Raw genomic sequence first — 17,065 nt, 5'->3', positions numbered from 1 at the left:
CGACCGGTTCACCCGCTGACCGGAACCGGCCTTCGTGCCCGGGCTCAGAAGCACGCTTGAGACGGGCGCGCGGCCGCTCCTTGTAGGTGTGCGACCTGCGGTCGGGTCGAGGCGGCTACGCCAGGAGGCGCAGCCACGGGGCTGCGATGGCGAAGGCCGACATGGCAAGCGGCCCGGGCAGGCCGGCCAGGTCACGGACGCGCAGGAGTGACGACGGCACCCAGGAAGTAAACGATCAGGCCGATGGCCGCGGCCAGCTGACGCCGCCCCAGATCGCGATGTGGCCGTCGCCTCTCCCTCCATCCCTCAGTTGGCGGCGGGCCAGTCCAGGAGATCGCCAGGTGTACCGTTTTGACACCTCCCACGGCTAACCGCTATCTATTGGCCAACCGTTAGGGGGTGACATGCAGGACGCAGTGCTGGCGATGCTCGCCAAGGAGCCGTCGCACGGGTACCACTTGCACGCTCGGCTGCGGCGCAGTCTTGGCCCGCTGGGCGAGTCGATGAACCGCGGTCAGATTTATGTGACGTTGGCCCGGTTGGAGCGAGCGGGGCTCGTTGTCGGTGAGCGGGCGGACGGCCTGCCCGAGCGGCCGGAGCGCAAGGTCTATGCGCTGACGCCGGCCGGGCAGCAGCGGGTGGCCGCCTGGCTGGCCGAGGTGGGCTGGCCGAAACCGGATCTGGCGGAGTTTCATCTCAAGCTCGCCGCTGCCGCCGCGGCCCGGCTGGCCGATCCGGTGGAGCTGGTGGCGGCGCAGCGCCGTGAGTTGCTGCGCCGCTTGCGTGAGGCGCAGCACGCGGCTCTGGCCGAGCCGGCGGGGTGGGGCGCCGGCTTGCTGCTGGAAGGGGTCGTGTTGCGGTTGCAGGCGGACCTGCGCTGGCTGGATGCCTGCGAGCGGGCCTGGTCCAAGGTCGATGACGAAGTTGAGGGTGGATGAACGTGTCAAGTGCCGCGGTCCGGGCCTGCGGCCTGGTGAAGACGCATGGTCAGGGGCAGGGCCGGGTCCGCGCGGTGGACGAGGTCGACCTGGAGGTGCCGCAGGGGCAGATGCTGGCGGTGATGGGGCCCAGCGGCTGCGGGAAATCCACTCTGCTGCACCTGCTGGGTGGCCTGGAGCGGCCCACCGATGGAGAGGTGTGGCTGGCCGGGCGGCGCATCGACACGCTGAGCGAGCGCGCTCTGGCGCGCATGCGGCGCCGGTCGGTCGGGTTCGTCTTCCAGGCCTTCCATCTGGTGGAGGAGCTGTCCGCGGCCGAGAACGTGGAGCTGCCCGCGCTGCTGGCCGGGCGCTCGCGGCGCGAGGCCAGGCGGCGCGCGAGCCTGCTGCTGGAGCGGGTCGGGCTTGCCGACCGTGCCCGGCACCTGCCGTCCCAACTGTCGGGCGGGCAGCGTCAGCGGACCGCCATCGCCCGCGCGCTGGCCAACGACCCGCTGGTCGTCCTGGCCGACGAGCCGACCGGCAACCTCGACACCGCGGCGACCCTCGATGTGCTGAGAATCTTCGAGGAGCTTCGTACGGCGGGGCAGACCTTCCTGATCGTCACGCATGACGAGCGGGTGGCGGCCACGGCGGATCGGCTGGTCTCGATGCGCGACGGGATGTTCGTCGACGACACCCGGCTGGCCGGCTCCCACACGCGCGGGCTCGGCGGACTGATCGGGCTGGAGGGCTGAACGTCATGGGCTCCATCGTGCTCGTCGTGCGCCTGGTGCTGGCTGACGTGCGCCGGCACAAGGTCCAGGCCGCGATGCTCCTGCTCGCGGTCACCGTGGCCACCGCCACGATGGCCCTGGGCCTGTCCCTGCGTGGCGTGAGCGACGGGCTGTACGAGCAGACCCGCGCGGCCACCGCCGGTCCGGACGTGGTGGCACTCTCCGGCGACACGGGCCCCGCCGTGACCTCGGCCCTGGCCTCGCTGGCGAAGGTTCCCGGAGTAATCGCCCACCATGGCCCCTATCGCATCGTCTACGCCGTCCTCACCACGCGCGATTCCACGTCCTCCCCCGTGGTGGTGCAGGGCTTCGGCGGGACGCCCGGCGCGGTCAACCGGCCACTGGTGACCTCGGGTCGTTGGGTGCGCTCCGGCGGCGCGGTTCTCGAACGGGGCTTCGCCACCGCGCTGGGCGTCGGCGTCGGCGACCGCGTCACCATCGCCGGCCGGTCGTACCCCGTCGTCGGGATCGCCGTCACCGCGGCCACCTCCATCTACCCCTGGGCGGCGCAGATCGGCCCGGGCGGCGGCCCCAGCGACTACAGCGGCCTGGCCTGGATGACCCGATCAGATGCCCGTGCCCTGGCGTCGTCCCAAGATCTCCCGGTGGTCTCGGCCCTGGACCTCAAGCTGCGCGACCCCGCCGCGACCGAGGCCTTCCTGGACGCCTACCGCGTCCCCACCCTCAGGGTGAACTTCCGCTCCTGGCAGTTCACCGCCAAACAGGACATGGTCATCCTCAGGAACAGCCAGCCCATCCTGGTCGTCGGCAGCTGGCTGCTCAGCTTCCTGGCCGTCACCGGAGTGGCGGCGCTGGCCGCGGGACGCGCCGTCGAGCAGACGCGCCGGGCCGGGCTGCTCAAGGCCGTCGGCGCCACCCCGGATCTGATCGCCGCCGTCCTGCTCACCGAGTACCTGGCGCTGGCGCTGGTCGGCGACGCGCTGGGGCTGGTGATCGCGCGCCTGAGCGCGCCCGCCATCGCCAGTCCCACCGCCAGCCGGATCGGCGACGCCGCCGGGCTGACCGGCGCCACCGTTGCCATGGCGACCGTCCTCGCCGTGGCGGTGGCGGTGCTGTCCACGCTCCGTCCCACGCTGCGGGCCATGCGTACGGCGACCGTCACGGCGCTGTCCGCCACCGCGCACCAGCCCCGTCACCGACCCTGGCTCACCGCGCTGTCCGCGCTGCTGCCCACGCCGCTCCTGCTCGGGCTGCGGCTGACCGCCCGACGGCCGGGCCGCGCCGTGCTGCAGGCGTGCTCCACCGCCACCACGATGATCGCGATCGTCGCCCTGCTGACCCTCTACGCCCAGCCGGAGAGGGGCTACGGCCTGGCTGGCTCCTCCGCCCTGCCCAACCTGCGGGGCGAGCACGACCGCCAGCTGATGCTCGCCGTCACCATCCTGCTGATCGCACTCGCCGTCGTGAACACCATCACGCTCACCTGGACCACTGCCATAGAGGCCCAGGCGAACATGGCCATCGCCCGTACGCTCGGCGCCACCCCAGGACAGATCTCCGCCGGGCTGTCCATCGCCCAGCTCCTGCCCAGCCTGCCCGGCGCCGTCATCGGCGTCCCTCTGGGCGTCGGCCTGCTCTCGCTCTTCGCCGCCAGGAATTCGGCGGAACCCCCCACCTCCTGGCTGCTCGGCGCCGCACTCGCGGCTCTCCTGGCAACGGCGGCACTCACCGCCCTGCCCGCACGACTGGCGGCGCGCCGGTCCGTGGCGCAGGCCCTCAGCGCCGAAACAGCGTGATCGGCCCCGCTCAGCAGGCGTCGGCAGCAGCGGCGCTCAGCGGACCGAGGCCCGTCCTACGCACCGTGCACGCTCGCACGAAGCAGCCTGTATCGGACGTGGCGTCCGTGTCGTGAGGGCGGTTGACTCGTGGCCTAACATGCGGGCATGCAGACTGCTGCGGGGATTGTGCTGGCGGGCGGCCGCTCCACACGGATGGGGAAGCCGAAGGCCTGGCTGGAGTGGCACGGTTCGACGTTGCTCTATCGCACCGCTGCCGTGCTCGCCAGGACGGTCGGTGGCCCCGTGGTCGTGATAGCCGCTCCTGGGCAGGAGTTGCCCCCGCTTCCCTCGGAGGTCACGGTGGTCGAGGACCCCGTGGAAGGGCTGGGTCCCATGCAGGGCTTGGCCGTGGGGCTCGCGGCGGTAGCCGACCAGGCCGAGACGGCATTTGTGTGCTCCACCGACTTGCCATTCCTTCATCCGGCTTTCGTACGGTGTGCGCTGCGAGGGCTGAGCCCGGGAACTGACATGGTGTTGCCGGTGGCGCGCGGTTTCCGGCAGCCATTGGCCGCCGCCTACCGGACCTCCCTTGCCGGGTTGATCACGGATCTCCTCGCCGAAGGCGACCTGCGGCCGGGCATGCTCGTCAAGCACTGCCAGGTGGCTCAGTTGAGCGAGGAGCGGTTGCTCGCCGACACCGCTCTCGCGCGGCATGATCCGACGCTGGAATCTGTGGTGAACGTCAACACCCCGGAGGAGTACGCGGCGGCACATGACCGGCTGCCGCCGGAGATCGTGGTCGAGTGTTTCGGCGCGTTGGCGAAGAACGGCGGGCACCGGCCGCGCAGTGTCCAGGCCGCCACGCTCGGAGCCGCGGCCGCTGCTGCGGGGCTGGCGCTGGACCGCCATGTCGTGGCCGCACTCAATGGTGATCAGGTGACCCGGGACGAATTGCTGCCTCTGGTGGCGGGGGACACCGTCGCCTTCCTGTCCGCGGACGCCGGCGGCTGAGAGGCTGAGTGGCTGAGCGGCCGAGAGGCTGAGAGGTTGAGAGGTGGAGCGGCCCGGGGCTTAGAGTCGGAGCATGACGCCTGGTGGTTTCTTCGGGAGAGCGTTGCTCGTCGATGTCGACGGCGGGGAGGCGACAGGCGCTGCTTTCGAGCTGAGTGAGCGCGTGTTGCGCTCGTATTTGGGCGGAGTGGGGCTCGGCACATGGTTGCTGCACCGGCTGGCACCTCCCGGTGTCGACCCGCTGGCTCCTGAGGCGCCCTTGGCCTTCGTCTTCTCCTCGCTGGTCGGGACTCCATTGACGACCAGTGCGAAGTTCGCGGTGGTGGCCAAGTCGCCGTTGACCGGACTGCTGACCGATGCCCTCGCATCCAGCCAGTTCGCTATTGCCGGCAAGCTCACCGGGCATGACGCGATCGTGATCCGTGGCCGTGCGAACGAGCTCTCGGTGCTCTTGATCGACGGCAACGGCGTACGTCTCGAACCGGCGCCGGAGCTGACCGGTCTGACAGCCGCAGAGGCCGAAACCGCGGCGAAGGCGCGGTTCGGCCGTAACTGGCGGACCGCGGCGATCGGCCCGGCCGGCGAGCGCCAGGTGAGATACGCGACGATCAGCCACGACGGCCGCCATGCCGGCAGGGGTGGCTTGGGCGCGGTGCTGGGGGCGAAGAACATCAAGGCCGTACTGGTCAGATCGGCGACCAAGGTGGCGGTCGCCGATCAGGCCGGTGTCCTCGCCGCCGCCCGTGACCTGCGTAAGCGCAGCTTCGGGCCGGCTACCGCGAAGTACCGGGAACTGGGCACACTGGCCAACCTCCTGGCCTTCAACGCCGTCAGCACCTTGCCCACCCGTAACTTCACCGCGGCGACCTTCGAGGGCGCCCATCAGCTGGCCGCCGAAGAGCTGCACGAGTTGCGCGGAGTGGCGCGCAACAGTTGCGCGTCGTGCTCCATCGGGTGCGAGCACATCTACTCGCGCAAGGGTGGCGGACGCCAGCGTATGGAGTACGAGAACGTCTTCGCGCTCGGCCCGCTGTGCGGGGTGTCCGATCCCGACGACGTGTTCGCCGCCAGCGCGCGCTGCGACGAACTCGGAATCGACACGATCTCTGCGGGCGGCACGATCGCCTGGGCCATGGAGTGTGTGGAGCGTGGCCTCATCGATGAGCCGTGGCTGCGGTTCGGCGACGGCGCAGCGCTGTTGCGCGCGCTGGAGGCGATCGGGTCGCGGTCGCCGGGCCTGGGAGCGTTGCTGGCCCAGGGTTCGCGCCGGGCGGCCGAGGTGGTCGGGCACGGCTCGATCGACTTCGCACCGCAGGTCAAGGGGCTGGAGCTGCCCGGCTACGAGCCGCGAAGCCTCCAGTCGATGGCACTCGGGCTCGCGGTGAACGCCAGGGGAGCCGACCACAACCGATCCGGTGCCTACGAGGCCGACCTTTCGGGCGAGCTCGACCGGCTGGATGGCGGAGCGGCACACGTCGCCGCCGCGGTCGGCACCGAGGATCGAGCTGCCGTCATGGACTCGATGATCCTGTGCAAGTTCCTGCGCGGTGTCTTCGATGACCCCTTTACGGAGTGGGCCAGACTGCTCGCGCTGGTCACCGGGTGGAGGTTGGACGCCGATGAACTACGGGACACCGCTCGGCGGATCGTCCGGGCGAAACGCGCGTTCAACCTGCGTGAGGGCGCCACCGCGGCCGACGACACGTTGCCGGCCCGGATGCTGGAAACGCCGCTGGAGCTCGGTTCCGGCCGTAGTGCGGTGCTTGACGCCGGTCGCCTCCGGTCGATGATCGCCGGATACTATGCCGCGCGCGGCCTGGACGAGGAGGGGCGCATCCCGGCGGCCGATCTTGAGGATCTGCTGCTCGATGCTTAGCTCGATGCCATTCATGTGCGGGCGAACTGGCAAGGGGTCCTGGTCTGACTGCGCAAGGGTCAACGAGGACGTACATGCGCAAACCTTGACAATCTGGTCATCCTGGCACTAGCACCGATGGTGAGTAGGCGACTGGTGGCAAGATGATACAAGGATGACGGCGGTAGACTGTATGTCGTATTCTGTATACGCTCTAAACCGCTCGACAGACGGGGTTGAGATGACGACTCTCCATGAGCCGGTGGCGGCCGTGCAGACCGTGACAGCCGAGATCGACGGCCGCACGGTGACCGTGCCGGAAGGCACCAGCATCTACGAGGCTGCGAAGCAGGTCGGCATCGACATCCCGGTGTTGTGCCACGACGAGCGCTACGACCCCGTGGGCGTGTGCCGTATGTGCGTGGTGGACACCGGCGGCCGGGCCTTCGCCGCGGCGTGCGTGCGCCCCTGCGAGGACGGCATGCAGGTCAAGACCAGCACTCCGGAGTTGGAGCGCAACCGGGCCACCTTGACCGAGTTGCTGATCTCCGACCAGCCACCGCGTGCGGAGGATCCGAAACAGACGACCACCGGCGACAACCTGCTCCTCGACCTCGCCGACCGGTTCGACGTGGCCAAGGAGTCGACCGACCTGCCGTGCGGCTCGGGCCGGGGTGTGGACACCTCCAATCCGGTGATCGCGGTCGACCACGACGCCTGCATCCTCTGCGACCGCTGTGTCCGCGCGTGTGACGACATCCAGGGCAACGATGTCATCGGCCGCTCGGGCAAGGGCTACTCGACCAGGATCGCCTTCGACCTCAACGATCCGATGGGCGCCAGTTCGTGCGTGACCTGCGGTGAGTGCGTGCAGGCCTGTCCCACCGGCGCCCTGACCAACAAGGCGATCAACGACGTCCCCATCCGGCCCCGCGAGGAGCTGGACGCGGTCGACAGCGTGTGTCCGTACTGCGGCGTCGGCTGTGCTCTCACCTACTACGTCGACCGGTCACGCGGCGCGATCGCCTTCGCGGAAGGCCGCGACCAGCCCGGCTCGAAGAGCCGGCTGTGCGTGAAGGGCCGGTACGGCTGGGACTACGCGGCGTCGCCGCAACGCCTGACCGTTCCTCTGATCCGGAAAGAGTCGTCCTATCCCAAGGGCCCGCTGTCGGCCGACGTGCGCGGCGACGCCGACAACGACCGAGGGCGCGCCGGCGCCGGCGGCAACCGCAGTGGTGGCGGCCGCGGCGCCAAGCTGAGCAAGAACGGCAAGGACGGCCGGCGCAAGCCCGGCGGCCTGGTCGACTACGACGAGGTGCTGCCGCACTTCCGCGAGGCCACCTGGGAGGAGGCACTCGACCTCGTCGCCCGGCGACTGAGGGAGATCCACGCGGAGAAGGGGCCCGGCGCCATCGCGGGGTTCGGCTCCGCGAAGTGCTCCAACGAAGAGGCCTACCTTTTCCAGAAGCTGATCCGGGCCGGCTTCGGCACGAACAACGTCGACCACTGCACCCGGCTCTGCCACGCCTCGTCGGTGGCCGCGCTCTTCGAGGGAGTCGGCTCCGGTGCGGTGTCGACCACGTACGGTGACGTCGCCAACGCCGACGTCGTCATCATCACCGGGTCCAACCCGACGGCGAACCACCCTGTCGCCAGTTCCTTCTTCAAGCAGGCCCGGCGACGCGGCACGAAAATCATCTATGTCGACCCCCGCGCCAGCACCGTGGCCGAGCACGCCGACTACTACTGCCAGGTCAAGCCCGGCACCGACGTGGCCTTCTACAACGCGGTCATGCACGAGGTGATCCGGCTCGGCCTGATCGACAGGGAGTTCATCAAGGCCCGGGTCTCCGGCTTCGAGGAGCTGGTTCGCACGGTCAACGATTACCCGCCGGAGCGCGCCGCGCAGATCACCGGCGTCGACGCGGACCTGATCCGTGAGGTCGCGCGAGTCTGGGGTGAGGCGAAGGCAGGCGTCATCTACTGGGGGATGGGCATCTCCCAGCACACCACCGGCACCGACAACGCCCGCTGCCTGATCGCCATGTGCTCGATCACCGGCAACGTCGGCAAGCCGGGGTCCGGCCTGCACCCGCTGCGCGGGCAGAACAACGTCCAGGGCGCCTCCGACGCCGGACTGATCCCCATGTTCTACCCCGACTACCAGGGCGTCGACCGGGAGGGCACCCGCCGGCGGTTCGAAGCGGCCTGGGGCACGGAGCTCGACCCCAACCGCGGTCTCACCGTCACCGAGATCATCGGCTCGGTGCTGAAGCCCGACGGCGTCCGCGGCATGTACATGCTGGGCGAGAACCCGTTCCTCTCCGACCCCAACATCAACAAGGTGCGCAAGGCCCTGGGCGCGCTGGACTTCCTGGTGGTGCAGGACATTTTCCTGACCGAGACCGCGGAGTTCGCCGACGTCATCCTGCCGGCGTCGTCGTACCTGGAGAAGGAGGGGAGCTACACCAACACCGACCGCCGGGTGCAGCTCGGCCGCAAGGTGATGGACCCACCGGGCCAGGCGCGGGTGGACTGGGAGATCATCCAGGACATCGCCCAGCGGATCGGGCTGGACTGGTCGTACTCCTCTCCCAGCGAGGTGTTCGACGAGATGGTCGCGCTCATGCCCTCGTACGCGAACCTGCGCCACGACAACCTCGGGCTGACCGGGAAGCTCTACCCGAATGAGGATCCCGAGCACTCCGACGGGACCGCGGTCCTCTTCGACGAGCGGTTCAACACCGACGACGGCCTCGCCCACCTCGCACCGGCGCACTGGCTCCCGGCGAAGGAACTACCGGACGCCGAGTACCCGCTGGTGCTCAACACCGGCCGGCTGCTCGAACACTGGCACACCGGGTCGATGACCCGCCGGTCCTACGCGCTCGACACGATCTCGCCGATCGCCGAGGTGTACATGCACCCCAAGGACGCCGCCGATCGGGGACTGTCGCACGGTCAGATGGCCCGGGTGCGTTCCCGGCGCGGGGCCATCACGCTGCATGTCCGCGTCTCCCACCGGGAGCAACGGGGCAACTGCTTCATCCCGTTCCACTTCCGGGAGGCGGCGGCGAACCTGCTGACGATCGACGAGATCGACCCCTACGGCAAGATCCCCGAGTTCAAGTTCTGCGCGATTCAGGTCGAGGCGCTGAGCGTGGAAGACGCGGAGCCCCTCAGCAACATGGGAAGTGTCTAGATGACCCTGAGTTTCGAGTTGGGACGTTCCCGGGTGCCGGGTGTGGAGGCACGGGCCGGGAAGTTCCCCGGGCCGTCGCTGATCCCGGCGCTCAACGCCATCCAGGCACGACTGGGCTGGTTGCCGCGAGAGGAGCTCGAAGAGCTCGCCCGCACCATGCGGCGACCGCTCTACGAGATCGAGGGCCTGATCTCGTTCTACCCGCACTTCCGCACGACCCCGCCCGCCAAAGTCGCGATCAACGTGTGCCACGACCTGTCGTGCTGGTTGCGGTCCGCGGATGATCGGATCGCGGAGGTGCGTGACCGCTATGGCGACGACACCGAGATCGAGCTGGTCGAGGTGTCCTGCCTGGGCCGCTGCGACATTGCCCCGGCCCTGGCGGTCAACGAACGCCCGGCGCCGGTCGCCGACGTCGATGCGCTGGTCAGTGCCGCGCGGGACGACGAACTCGCCGAGGCCACCGTTACGGGACGGACCGAGCCCTGGCCGAACGACCCGTACCCGGCGGGATCGGATGTCTCGACGCGGTACGCGAGCCTGCGCGCGTTGCTGGCCGGCGAGATGAGCGCTGCCGGCGTGGTGGCCACGCTGGAAGCCTCGGGCCTGCGCGGGATGGGCGGCGCCGGGTTCCCCACGGGCAAGAAGTGGGGCCTGGTCGCCTCCGCCGAGCCGGCCGGCGTCAAGTACGCGATCTGCAACGCCGACGAGTCGGAACCGGGCACGTTCAAGGACCGCCAGATCCTGACCGATCAGCCGCACCTGGTGATCGAGGGCCTCCTGCTCGGCATGGCGGTGGTCGGAGCCGAGCAGGGCTGGATCTTCATCCGTCACGAGTACGGTCCCGAGGAGCGCGTGCTGCGTGCGGAGATCGCGGCACTGCGCGAGGCGGGGATGATCGGCGAGAACGCCTGTGGCAGCGGCCGCCGTCTCGAACTGGACATCTTCGTCTCGCCCGGCGGCTACATCCTCGGTGAGGAGACGGCGCTGCTGGAGTGCATGGAGGGGCACCGCGGTGAGCCGCGCAACAAGCCGCCCTTCCCTGGCAACTATGGGCTGCACGGGCGTCCGACGTTGATCAACTCTGTGGAGACCTTCGCCGACGTGCCGGTGATCCTTCAGCGTGGCGCCGGGTGGTGGGCGGAGCAGGGCGCGGGCGACTCCGTCGGCTGGAAGTTCTTCGCCGTGTCCGGGCACGTGGAGAACCCTGGCGTGTACTGCGTGCCGATGGGCACGACGGTACGTGAGTTGATCGACATAGCCGGTGGCGTGCTCGGCGGCGCCCGAGTCGGCGCTGTGCAGCCGGGGGGCGCGTCCTCCAACTTCATCGGCCCCGACAAACTGGACCTTGCCCTGGACTTCGGGACGCTCGCCGACGCCGGGACCATGCTGGGCTCCGGCGCCCTTGTGGTGCTCGCCGAGGGCACCGATCTGCTGGCCGCGTCGACGAACGTGCTGCGCTTCTTCCGCAACGAGTCGTGCGGTAAGTGCGTGCCCTGCCGGGTAGGGTCCACCAAGGCCCACGAGCTGCTGCGCGGTGTGCTGGACTCGGGTTCCTCGACCCTGGATGAGGCGCAGAGCGGGCGGATAGTGCAGTTGGAGGAGACCATGCGGAAGACGTCGATCTGTGGGCTCGGACAGGTCGCGCTGGGGCCGGTGGTGTCCGTGCTGGGACTGAACAAGGGCGCCGCGGCGGCTCGCCCGCAGCCCCGCCCCGAAGGCTCGACGGGACAACCGGATCGTTGAGCGGCAGGGAGTTCTTCACCGCTCGCACCCTTGCCGAGGTCCTGTCCGGGTTCCGGCCCGTCCACCGCACTCCCGCGGAGGACGTGCCGCTGTCGGCGGCGCTGCACCGGGTGCCGGTCGCGGACATACCTGCGCCCGCTGCCCTGCCCGGGTTCGCACGTTCCACCGTGGACGGCTTCGCGGTCCGCGCGGCGGACACCTATGGAGCCTCTGACGGGCTTCCGTCCTACCTCGACCTGCTGGGCGCGGTGCGGATGGGCGCCGAGCCCACCGTGGCGGTCCGGCCTGGCGGATGCGTCGCGATGCCGACCGGGGGAGTGCTGCCGGCCGGCGCCGACGCGGTGGTGATGGTCGAGTACACCGCGGAGACGATGCCGGGCACGATCGAGGTCACCCGGCCTGTGGCACCGGGCGGTGGCATCGTGCGAGCGGATGATGACATCGCGGCCGGTGCCCCGCTGGTGCCCGGTGGCCGGCCGCTGCGGGCACCGGACCTCGGCTTCCTCGCCGCCGCCGGGGTGACCTCGGTCGCCGTGCACGCCCGTCCCCGGGTGGCGATCATCTCCACCGGTGACGAGGTGGTGCCGCCCGAGACCGTGAACCTCGCGCCCGGCCAGGTGCGAGACGCCACGGCCTCCGCCCTGGCCGGGCTGGTCGTCGACGCGGGTGGCGAACCGATCATCGCGGGCATCGTCCCGGACGAGCCCGGCGCGCTCAAGGAACGGCTGGCCGCGGTCGTGGCCGAGTCCGACCTGGTCGTCGTTTCGGCAGGCTCGTCGGTCGGGGCGAGGGACGAGACCGCGGGCGCGGTGGCGGCCATCGGTCAGATCTGGTGCCACGGGATCGCCATCAAACCGGGTAAGCCCACGCTGCTGGCCGAGTGTTCCGGGATCCCGATCATCGGGCTGCCGGGCAACCCGCTGTCCGCGCTGGTCGTCTTCGGACAAGTCGGGGTGCCGCTGCTGTGGCGTGTCGCCGGTTGCGAGTACGCGCCACCGCAGCCGAGTACCCGTGCGCGGCTCTCGCGTGATCTCCCCTCGGCCGCAGGCCGGCTTGACGTGGTCCAGGTCAGGGTCCGGGACGGGGTGGCGGAGCCGCTCTTCGGCCCCTCAGCGCTACTGTCGGTGCTGACCCGCGCCGACGGATACTTGATCATCCCGGAGCCGGCCACAGGCCTGGACGCGGGCACCGATGTAGAGGTCGTCCTGTACCGATGAACGCAGAAAGTCCCTTTGTCTCCGACGTCCCCGCGGCGCAGGCCCTCACCGTCTGGCGCGAGGCGTGTGGCACGGCCGGGTGTCCCACCCGGGTCGACGCTGTCCGCGTACCGGTTGGAGACGCTGTGGGCCGGGTGACGGCCGAGCCGGTCTGGGCCCGGCGGTCCTCACCCGCCTTCGACTCGTCGGCCATGGACGGCATCGCCGTACGTGCGGGCGACACCGTAGGCGCAGCCGAGACCAGCCCCATACTTCTCGCTGCCGGTGACTTCGAGGTCGTCGACACCGGCGATCCGCTGCCCGACGGGTACGACGCCGTGGTCATGCGTGAACACGTGCACCGAACCGCGGACGGCAAGGCCGAGCTCCGGGCGGCGGTTCCGCCCTACCAGCACGTCCGGTCGATCGGCGAGGACATCAGCGCCGGGGAGTTGCTGCTCCCGCAAGGCCACCGGCTGCGCCCCGTCGACGTCGCCGCCTGCGCCGCGGCGGGCGTGCTCGAACTCGGTGTCCGCCGTGCGCCTCGCGTGGTCATCGTGCCGACCGGGGACGAGATTCGCCCGATCGGAGCAGACCTGGCCTCCGGTGACATCCTCGACACCAATTCGATGATGCTGGCCGCGCAAGCGCGGGAGGCGGGATGCGAGGCGCGCGTCACCGAGATCGTCCCCGACGACCCCGAGGCCATCACCGCGGTGCTTCGCGAGGCCACCATCGACGCCGATCTCGTCCTGCTCATCGCGGGTTCGAGCGCCGGCCGGGACGACTACACCGCTCGAGTGGTCGCCGGCGCCGGCGTGGTCGCGGTCCACGGGGTCGCCGTGCGCCCCGGCCACCCGGTCGTCCTGGGGGCGGTCGCCGCGACACCGGTGATCGGAGTTCCCGGCTATCCGGTATCGGCGGCACTGACCTTCGACATCTTCGCGGCTCCGCTGCTCGCCGAGCTGGAGGGTGCCGCGCCGCGTGAACGGCCGTCGGCTTCCGCACGCCTGGCGAGGAAGCTGCCGTCCGCCATCGGCATGGACGACTGGGTGCGGGTACGTCTGGGGCGGGTGCGCGACCAGCTCGTCGCCACCCCGTTGCCCCGGGGGGCCGGCGTGCTCACTTCGCTCGTACGCGCTGACGGCCTGCTCGTGGTGCCCTCCGGGGTGGAGGGCCACCACGCCGGCGAGCAGGTTCGGGTCGAACTACTGCGCGGCCTGTCCGAGATCGGCCGTACCATCGTCGCGATCGGCTCGCACGATCTGGTGCTCGACCTGGCGGCGTCCGCCCTGCGCGCCGCCGACCCGCTGATCACTCTGGCGTCATCGAACGTCGGGTCGCTGGGCGGCCTCGTGGCGCTGCGCGACGGCCTGTGCCACATCGCCGGATCGCATCTGCTGGACCCGTCGACCGGCGAGTACACGCTGCCGTATGTGGACAAGCTGCTGGGATCTGACGCGGACGTGGCCGTGATCCGGCTCGTCCACCGGGACCAGGGATTGATCGTCGCACCCGGTAATCCTCTCGGTCTGACCGGAGTCAAGGACCTGGCCAGGCCTGACCTGCACTACGTGAACCGGCAGCGGGGCGCCGGCACCCGTGCGCTGCTGGATCATGAGCTGGCAGGCCTCGGCATGGACGCGAGCGAGGTGCCCGGCTACTCCCGTGAGGAGCACACCCATCTCGCGGTGGCCGCGGCCGTGGCCGCAGGCCGGGCGGATGCCGGCATGGGCATCCTCGCCGCCGCTCGCGCGTTCGGGCTCGACTTCGTCCCGGTGGCTCAGGAGCCGTACGACCTGGTAATTCGCGCCAGCGAGATCTCCGAGGAACTACTGGCTCCGCTGTGGGCACTTCTGGAGCGCCCGGACTTCCGCGCCAGCGTGGAAAGGTTGGGCGGCTACTCCTGTGCCGAAACAGGACGACGTATCCGCTGACACGGTTCATCCGCGAATCGCCCGTGGCGCCTGCTTCCGGCATACCCTCAGGACAATTCCGGACGGGCTAACTGGTCGGACACGGACATCAAGATCCGCTCCGGCTTCCCCGGGGGCCTTTCGACGTGCGAGAGATCATTGTTATCCCCCGGCGCTCCGGGCGGCCCGGCTCTGCCGCCACTGCTCCATGACCTGCCGGAAGGCCTCGCTCACGAGGAGAAGAAGTTCGGCGGAGGACTCGAAGCGGTCGCCCGCCGGGGTCGTTGACCCGAGAATCTCGGCTCCGCGCCGCGATGCGGCCGCCAGGGCGTCGTTCATCTGCAGAGCTGCAAGGATGGACCGGAGCCAGATCTCATCGTCGAGGACATAGCGTTCGCGGCGCCCGCCGGGAACGCGTTCCCGCCTGAGCATTCCCTGCTGCTCGAGGAAGGCGACGGCGTGCGAGACCGACGCCGGGCTGACGCGAAGCCGCTGGACCAGGTCGGCGGCGGTGAGGGTGCCGGAGTCGGTGATGTACAGGCAGGCCAGCACCCTGGCCTCCATCCGAGGCAGCCCCTGCTGAACGAGGAGAGCGATGAAGGACTCCGTGAAGTCCTGCACCGCTTGGGGGTCACGCCCATGGCCGCTGTCGGGGACCGGCGGCGCCGGAGGCTGAGCCTGCTTGCGTCGACGCGCACGATGCCGTGTGGCCTCGTGCGCCCGGTCCGCCCCGTAATCGTCGGGTCCGCCGTTGCGGGTGACCTCCCGCATGATGGTCGAGGCGGGCCGCCCTAGACGCCGGCCGATCTCTGCGTATCCGAGACCCTCGGCCAGCCACGCAGCGATGTGCTGACGGTCCTCATTGGTGAGCCTGCCTCCGGGCATCGATGCTCGTCTCCGATCTGCCGACATGCGCGAAGCTCGGCGCCCCGGGCACACTCCGCTGCACAGTATGCATTCACACCCAGCCCATTGCAATCGTCATCCCGGCCGCCCATTGCGTTTAGCGTCATACTCATTGCAATGACAGCTCGAGAAGTGGGATCTAACAGGCAGATCGCATCTCGCTTATCCGTTGACGACTTTATAAACGCAATGTACTGTCACAGACGTTCAGGAATTTCCGAACGTTTGTAGGTCCCGGTGGCGCCACAGAGGGAGTCCCGCGACCGAGCTCCAGCTCGCCGAGGCCAGGAGCGCCACGCCGGGAGGGGGCTCGCGGAGATCGAACACTGTATGCAAGGAGATTCATGATGGGACACGGCAACAGCGGCTTCTCCGAGGCAGGGCTGCGCAGACTGCGTGACGTGCTGACACGGCATGTCGAGTCGGGGAGGATTCCCGGGCTTGTCGCCCTGGTCGGCCGGGGCGATGAGACGTACGTCGAAGCGATCGGGACGATGCGCCATGATGGTGGCACGCCGATGCGCCGGGACACGATCTTCCGGATGGCGTCCACGTCCAAGCCTGTTGCGATGGCGGCGGCGATGGTCCTGCTCGATGAGTGCCGGCTGCGGCTGGACGACCTGGTGGATCCGTGGCTGCCCGAGCTGGCCGACCGGCAGGTGCTGAAGCGGATCGACGGCCCGCTGGACGAAACCGTGCCGGCGCGGCGGCCGATCACCGTACGCGACCTGCTGACCTCCACGTTCGGGCTCGGCATGGACATGACGGCGCTGGGCACTCCGATCATGGGCGCGATCTTCGAGCAGGGGCTCACGCCCAATCTGCCGGAGCCGATGCCCGAGCCGGATGAGTGGATGCGCCGCCTGGGCGCGCTTCCGCTGATGCACCAGCCCGGAGAGCGCTGGCAGTACCAGATCAGCCACGACGTCCTCAGCGTGCTCGTCGCCAGGGTCACGGGCCAGTCGTTCGAAACGTTCCTGCGTGAGCGCATCTTCGATCCGCTGGGGATGAAGGACACCGCCTTCCACGTGCCCGCCGACAAGATCGACCGGCTGCCGACCCTGTATGCCCCCGACCCGCAGACCGGCGAGTTCCACGTGTGGGACGAGGCCAAGGGGGGACGGTGGAGCCAACCTCCGGCGTTCCAGGGTGGCGGCGGTGGGCTGGTATCCACCGCCGATGACTACCATGCCTACTTCCGGATGTTGCTGAATGGCGGGATGCACGGGAGCGACCGGATCTTGTCCCGGCCCGCCGTCGAGCTGATGACCACCAACCGCCTCACGCCCGAGCAGCAAGCCGCCCGACACGCCATGGCCGTCAACAACGTCCACGTGTCCTTCGGCCAAGGGCAGCACGGCGGGTGGGGCTTCGGGATGGCGGTGCGCACCTACCGCGGCGACTACGCGCCGGTCGGCCAGTTCGGCTGGGACGGCGGAAGCGGCACCTCGACCTACGCCGACCCCGGCAACCAGCTCACCGGAATCCTGCTCACCCAGGTCGGGGCTTCCGCCCCGGATTCGATCCGGCTGATGCACGACTTCTGGACCACGCTCTACCAGGCAATCGATGACTGACACCGAGCCCGGGCCCGGTAGGCCCGGGCGAACCGTCGACATCTCCGCCGAGGTTGCTCTTGGCCCTGTCTGCCTAAGTGGTTCTGCCTGTAAGTCCTTCGAGGGTCAGTGGCTGAGGTAGAGGTCGCAGGCGCAGTCGAGGGCTTCTTGGGGCGTGCCTGCGGACATGCCGGTGGGCAGGATCTGGTTCTCGTACTTGCCGC

11 protein-coding genes are annotated in these 17,065 nt (G+C 69.7%); 10 read left to right on the top strand and 1 reads right to left on the bottom strand.

Annotated elements, in window-relative coordinates; translation table 11 throughout:
* Window positions 1-404: 404 nt before the first annotated feature.
* From ETD86_RS10520 to ETD86_RS10480, 9 genes are all read left to right on the top strand, one after another.
* The gene (locus ETD86_RS10520) at window positions 405-938 is read left to right on the top strand and encodes a PadR family transcriptional regulator (RefSeq protein WP_138665939.1); all 534 of its coding nucleotides are present in this window, start codon (window positions 405-407) and stop codon (window positions 936-938) included.
* Entirely contained in the window at window positions 935-1,675 is a 741-nt protein-coding gene (locus ETD86_RS10515; RefSeq protein WP_138665938.1) for an ABC transporter ATP-binding protein, read from the top strand. Before ETD86_RS10520 ends, ETD86_RS10515 begins: the two co-directional genes overlap by 4 nt.
* 5 nt (window positions 1,676-1,680) lie before the next feature.
* Window positions 1,681-3,471 carry an ABC transporter permease gene (locus ETD86_RS10510; RefSeq protein ID WP_138665937.1) on the top strand — a complete coding sequence of 597 codons (1,791 nt, stop codon included), beginning with the start codon at window positions 1,681-1,683 and terminating at the stop codon, window positions 3,469-3,471.
* A 147-nt stretch (window positions 3,472-3,618) separates the two neighbouring features.
* Entirely contained in the window at window positions 3,619-4,464 is an 846-nt protein-coding gene (locus ETD86_RS10505) for an NTP transferase domain-containing protein (RefSeq protein WP_138665936.1), read from the top strand.
* A 73-nt stretch (window positions 4,465-4,537) separates the two neighbouring features.
* Window positions 4,538-6,340, top strand: a complete 1,803-nt coding sequence (locus tag ETD86_RS10500) for an aldehyde ferredoxin oxidoreductase family protein (RefSeq protein WP_138665935.1) — start codon at window positions 4,538-4,540, stop codon at window positions 6,338-6,340.
* 220 nt (window positions 6,341-6,560) lie between these two features.
* Window positions 6,561-9,521 carry a formate dehydrogenase subunit alpha gene (gene fdhF, locus ETD86_RS10495; protein ID WP_138665934.1) on the top strand — a complete coding sequence of 987 codons (2,961 nt, stop codon included), beginning with the start codon at window positions 6,561-6,563 and terminating at the stop codon, window positions 9,519-9,521.
* Complete coding sequence (locus ETD86_RS10490) at window positions 9,522-11,267, top strand: NAD(P)H-dependent oxidoreductase subunit E (protein WP_138665933.1); 1,746 nt, start codon at window positions 9,522-9,524, stop codon at window positions 11,265-11,267.
* Window positions 11,264-12,484 carry a molybdopterin molybdotransferase MoeA gene (locus ETD86_RS10485; protein ID WP_138665932.1) on the top strand — a complete coding sequence of 407 codons (1,221 nt, stop codon included), beginning with the start codon at window positions 11,264-11,266 and terminating at the stop codon, window positions 12,482-12,484. Before ETD86_RS10490 ends, ETD86_RS10485 begins: the two co-directional genes overlap by 4 nt.
* Entirely contained in the window at window positions 12,481-14,400 is a 1,920-nt protein-coding gene (locus ETD86_RS10480) for a molybdopterin biosynthesis protein (RefSeq protein WP_138665930.1), read from the top strand. Before ETD86_RS10485 ends, ETD86_RS10480 begins: the two co-directional genes overlap by 4 nt.
* A gap of 141 nt (window positions 14,401-14,541) precedes the next feature.
* On the opposite strand, the gene ETD86_RS10475 is transcribed toward ETD86_RS10480, so the two are convergent.
* Window positions 14,542-15,264 carry a GbsR/MarR family transcriptional regulator gene (locus ETD86_RS10475; RefSeq protein ID WP_138665929.1) on the bottom strand — a complete coding sequence of 241 codons (723 nt, stop codon included), beginning with the start codon at window positions 15,262-15,264 and terminating at the stop codon, window positions 14,542-14,544.
* Window positions 15,265-15,632: 368 nt separating this feature from the next.
* On the opposite strand from ETD86_RS10475, the gene ETD86_RS10470 reads away from it, so the two are divergent.
* Window positions 15,633-16,862 (top strand): serine hydrolase domain-containing protein, encoded by a 1,230-nt coding sequence (locus ETD86_RS10470; protein ID WP_138665981.1) that lies wholly within the window; start codon window positions 15,633-15,635, stop codon window positions 16,860-16,862.
* The last annotated feature ends 203 nt before the right edge of the window (window positions 16,863-17,065 follow it).

The organism is Nonomuraea turkmeniaca, from assembly GCF_005889735.1.
Classification (GTDB): domain Bacteria; phylum Actinomycetota; class Actinomycetes; order Streptosporangiales; family Streptosporangiaceae; genus Nonomuraea; species Nonomuraea turkmeniaca.
This window is presented reverse-complemented; position numbering and strand designations above follow the sequence as displayed.